This window comes from Mesorhizobium sp. M4A.F.Ca.ET.020.02.1.1 (assembly GCF_004022645.1).
Taxonomy (GTDB): Bacteria; Pseudomonadota; Alphaproteobacteria; order Rhizobiales; family Rhizobiaceae; genus Mesorhizobium.
The window spans coordinates 1-4780 of the sequence record NZ_RZOI01000481.1; the positions used below are offsets into that span (position 1 = coordinate 1).

The 4780-nt window shown below is 65.6% G+C and carries 4 protein-coding genes; all 4 read left to right on the plus strand.

From position 1 onward, the window contains the following. Positions 1–915: response regulator (locus tag EN742_RS24675; protein WP_148670233.1), on the plus strand; the 915-nt coding region annotated here is incomplete at its 5' end. A gap of 549 nt (positions 916–1464) precedes the next feature. Beyond that, a complete protein-coding gene (locus EN742_RS24680; RefSeq protein WP_128333391.1) occupies positions 1465–2493 on the plus strand; it encodes a substrate-binding domain-containing protein in 1029 nt (342 codons plus the stop codon). A gap of 193 nt (positions 2494–2686) precedes the next feature. Further along, complete coding sequence (pstC, locus tag EN742_RS24685) at positions 2687–4147, plus strand: phosphate ABC transporter permease subunit PstC (RefSeq protein ID WP_128333392.1); 1461 nt, start codon at positions 2687–2689, stop codon at positions 4145–4147. Then, the coding region (locus EN742_RS24690; RefSeq protein WP_128333393.1) for a DUF3333 domain-containing protein at positions 4144–4780 on the plus strand (637 nt) is incomplete at its 3' end. The genes pstC and EN742_RS24690, both read left to right, overlap by 4 nt.

Genomic DNA, 4780 nt, shown 5'->3' on the forward strand with positions numbered 1-4780 from the left:
GCCGTCAACCGCTCGATTCTCAGCGAGCAGATGGCGTCCTGGACGTTCGATTCCTGCGCGGCTGAAAGCGGAGCCGAGGGGCTGAAGGTACTGATCGCGGCGGCCGCCTATGGCGTGGCGGTCGACTGCGTCGTGCTCGACTACCAGATGCCGGGCATGAGCGGCGCCGAAATGGCGCGCATCGTGCGCAATACCGACGGCCTCGCGCACACGCCGATCATCATGCTGACGTCCGTCGACCAGTCGCTCGCCAACACCAGTTACCGCGACCTAGGCATCGACGCGCAGCTCATAAAGCCGGCCCGCTCCTCCGTGCTGCTGGAGACGTTGGTCGCCACCATCCAGCGCCATCGCCACAGCACGGTCGGCAGCCGTCCGCCGCAAGCGGGAGCTGGCGCCCTCGGCAGCGGACCGCCGCGCGCAGCGCCGGCGCAGGCGCCCACGGCAGCGTCGGAACGGGCCCTGCTGCAGCCGCCGCCGGTTCGTGCGCGCGCCCGGCCGGCAAGCGCCGAACGCGGGCTCGACATCCTCGTCGCCGAGGACAATGAGGTGAACCAGATGGTGTTCACGCAGATCCTCGGCGAGACCGGCTACGGCTTCGAGATCGTCGGCAATGGCCGCAAGGCGCTCGACGCCTACGGCCGGCTCAATCCGCGCATGATCCTGATGGACGTGTCGATGCCGGAGATGAACGGGCTGGAGGCGACGGCCGTCATCCGCCGGCTCGAGGAGGAGAGCGGCATGCATGTGCCGATCGTCGGCGTCACCGCGCATGCGCTGAAGGGCGACCGCGAGCGCTGCCTGGAGGCCGGCATGGACGACTACCTGCCCAAGCCGATCAGCCCGAGGGCGCTGCTCGAGAAGCTCGAGCGCTGGCTCGGCACGGGCGCCCAGGTCCAGAGAAACGCCGGCTAGGCCTGCCGAGGAGAAGGGCCGATTATCTCCTGCGGGCCGGCGCCGTCGCGTCCAATTTGTGCAAAGCACACCGGGAACCGAAGGGATGTCGCAAGGGTATGGTGCGATCGCACCATACCCTTGTGGGCGTCGAGCCGGAACAATGGCGGCATCGGATTCGCTCCTTCGGTTACGGGCGGGAGCAGCGACCGCCGGCATGAAACAGCGTCGAATCTACCCCAACGGACCTGTTTTCGGCGATGGCTCGGCCATGATGCGCTCTGGCCAGGGGCAACGCGCTCTCGTCCGGCTTTTCTTTTCTCGGCGGCCGCGGCTCGCGCCGCCGAGGGCGGGGGCGGTCATCGAAATTCGCGCAAGTCCCTGATTCCCTCCGGCAAACGGCCTTTGCCTCGCGGAGGCTGGCGGCCAGCCGTTTCCGCCAGACCAGTGAGACGTTACCGGGCTGACACGAAACTGTCATGCAACTGTAATAATCGGAAGCTATTGGCCTCACCGGGCGCCAATGGACAGCGGTGCCGAGAGACCATCTTCCGAACAGGAGCAGGCCACATGAACAAATTCCTTCTCACGGCGTTGGCCGCTGCGCTTGCGCTCGCCGCGTCGTCCGGCTTCGCCGCCGCGCGCGACCAGATCCAGGTTGCCGGGTCGTCGACCGTCCTTCCCTATGCCAAGATCGTCGCCGAGCAGTTCGGCGAAACCTTCACCAAGTTCAAGACCCCGGTGGTCGAGTCCGGCGGCAGCGGCGCCGGCATCAAGGAATTCTGCAAGGGCGTCGGCGAAGACACCATCGACATCGCCAACTCCTCGCGTCCGATCAAGAAGGACGAGATCAAGTCCTGCGCCGACGCCGGCGTGAAGGACATCCAGGAAGTCCGCATCGGCTATGACGGCATCGTCTTCGCCACCGACGTCAAGGGCCCGGACTGGGCGCTGGCTCCCGCCGACATCTACAAGGCGCTCGCCGCCAAGCTCGTCGTCGACGGCAAGCTGGTCGACAATCCGAACACCAAGTGGAACCAGGTCAACCCGAAGCTCCCCGACTGGGACATCGCCGCCTACATCCCGGGTGAAAAGCACGGCACCCGCGAGGTGTTCGAGACCAAGCTTCTCGACGCCGGCTGCGACAAGGCCGCCATCAAGGCCACCGGCATCAGCGACGACAAGGAAGTCGGCAAGACCTGCATCGCCATCCGCAAGGACGGCAAGGCTGTCGACATCGACGGCGACTACACCGAGACGCTCGCCCGCATCGACTCCAACAAGACCGGCGTCGGCGTGTTCGGCCTCGCCTTCTACGAAAACAATGCCGACAAGCTGAAGGTCGCCACCGTGGAAGGCGTCACGCCTTCGACCGAGACCATCGCCAGCGGCAAGTATCCGGTTTCGCGCCCGCTGTTCTTCTACGTCAAGAAGGCGCATCTCGGCGTCGTTCCGGGCCTGAAGGAATATGTCGAGTTCTTCCTCGACGACCAGATGATCGGCCCGGAAAGCCCGCTCGCCGAGTACGGCCTGGTTTCGGCTCCCGATGCCGAGCGTCAGGCGCAGCGCGACGCGTTCGCCGCCGGAAAGACCATGTAATCAAGCTTGCGGACCGGGGCGCGGGTTTGCCCGCGCCCCGATCTCTTCGCCTGCCGCAGCGGCGGTAGCGACCGGAGCATGATCCCGAACCGAAGCACCGCGTCAGCGAAAAGTGGGGACCGGTTTTTGCTTCGCTGACCTCTGGTTCGGATAAGATCATGCTCAAACAAGGGATTTCCCCTGGGGTGGGTTCATGTCGTCCATGCTCGTACTTGCCATTGTAGTCGCCGTCGGCCTGGTCGCATTCTTCATCGGTCGCCAACGCGCCGTCGCGCAGGACAATGGATCGGTGAAGCCGCATTCGCGCGCTCACTATCACGGCTGGTGGGCCTTCCTGCTCGCTGTCCTGCCGGCCCTCCTGCTGCTTGCCGTGTGGAACATCGGTTCCTCCATCTACCTCGACCGCCACATCCATGCCGCTTTGCCCGAGCGCACCGCCGACAGCGCGGTCGCCAGCGAGGCGCTCGACGTCAGCCTGGTGAAGAGCCTCGCCAAGGCCCTGCGCCAGCTCGATGCCAACACCCAGCTTCCCGCCAGCTTCGCCGAATTGCAGCCGCTGCTCGCCGCCAAGGGCGTGGCGCTGGCGACGGACACCCAGGATTACATGATCCCGATTGCCGTCGAGGCGAACGCGGTGCAGGGCCGGCTCGGCATGATCGGAGCCGTCGTCACCCTTGCCCTGTCGATCGCCGGCGCCTTCTATGCGCTAAGACAAGTCGCGCCACGGGCGCGCGCCAGGAACAATGTCGAGCGGCTGATGCTGTGGGGGCTGCTGGCGGCCTCGACCATCGCCATCCTGACCACCGTCGGCATCGTGCTTTCGATGCTGTTCCAGACCATCCAGTTCTTTGAGAGCGTCTCGCCGGCGAGCTTCTTCTTCGGCACCGTCTGGGATCCGCGCTTCGCCGCCGCCGGCTCGGGCGGCAGCCAGGGCCAGTTCGGCCTGATCCCGCTTCTGGCCGGCACGCTCTACATCGCCTTCGTCGCGCTGCTGGTGGCGGTGCCGGTCGGCCTGATGTCGGCTGTCTACATGGCCGAATACGCCTCGCCCAAGGTGCGGTCGGTGGTCAAGCCGGCGCTCGAGTTGCTGGCTGGCATCCCGACCATCGTCTACGGCATCTTCGCCGTCGTCACGCTGGGGCCGTTCCTGCGCGATCTCTCCGCGGCGCTGACCGGCGGCTCGCCCTTCATCCAGGGCCAGAGCATCTTCACCGCCGGCCTGGTCATGGGCGTCATGCTGATCCCGGTCGTCTCCTCGCTTTCCGACGACATCATCACCGCGGTGCCGCGCGCCATGCGCGACGGCTCGCTCGGCCTCGGCGCGACACGCTCCGAGACGATCAAGCGGGTGATCCTGCCGGCGGCATTGCCCGGCATCGTCGGCGCCATCCTGCTCACCGCCTCGCGCGCCATCGGCGAGACGATGATCGTGGTGCTCGCGGCCGGTGTCGCCGCCAATCTCACTGCCAATCCGTTCGAGGCGATGACGACCATCACCGTCAAGATCGTCAACCAGCTGACCGGCGACCTCGAATTCAATTCGCCGCAGACGCTGGTCGCCTTCGCGCTCGGCATCACGCTGTTCGCGCTGACGCTGGTGATGAACATCGTGGCCCTCTACATCGTGCGCAAATACCGGGAGCAGTACGAATGACCGATATCCCGCTGGATACGATGGTCCGCACCGCGGCCCCCGCGCGCCGCGACATCGGCCTCAAGGCGCGCTACGCCGCCGAGCGCCGGTTCCGCATCTACGGCGCGCTGGCGATCTCGGTCGGCCTCGCCTTCCTCGCCATCATGCTGATCACCATCGTCTCGAAGGGCTACACCGCCTTCTGGCAGACGACGGTATCGCTGCCGATCAATTTCGACGAGAAGGTCATCGATCCTTCCAACAAACGCGCCACCGACCCGGAGGTGCTGATCAAGGCCAACTACCCCAAACTTGCCGACAGAGCGCTGATGGCCAAGCTTGGCATCGACCCCAGCAACAAACCGATGGCATTGAAGCTGAAGGGCTTCCTGTCGGAGGGCGCGCGCGTCCAATTGCGCGACATCGTCGTTGCCGATCCGTCGGTCATCGGCACGACGCGCAATGTCGACATCCTCGTCGCCGCAAACCTCGATTCCGCCTTCAAGGGGCAGATCGATCTCAATGTCGAGGAAGCGCGCCGCAAGGTCTCGGACCAGCAGGTCGCCTGGATGAACCAGCTCAAGGCCGACGGCACCATGGCCGAGCATTTCAACAAGGGCCTGTTCAGCTATGGCGCCTCGAGCCGTCCGGAGA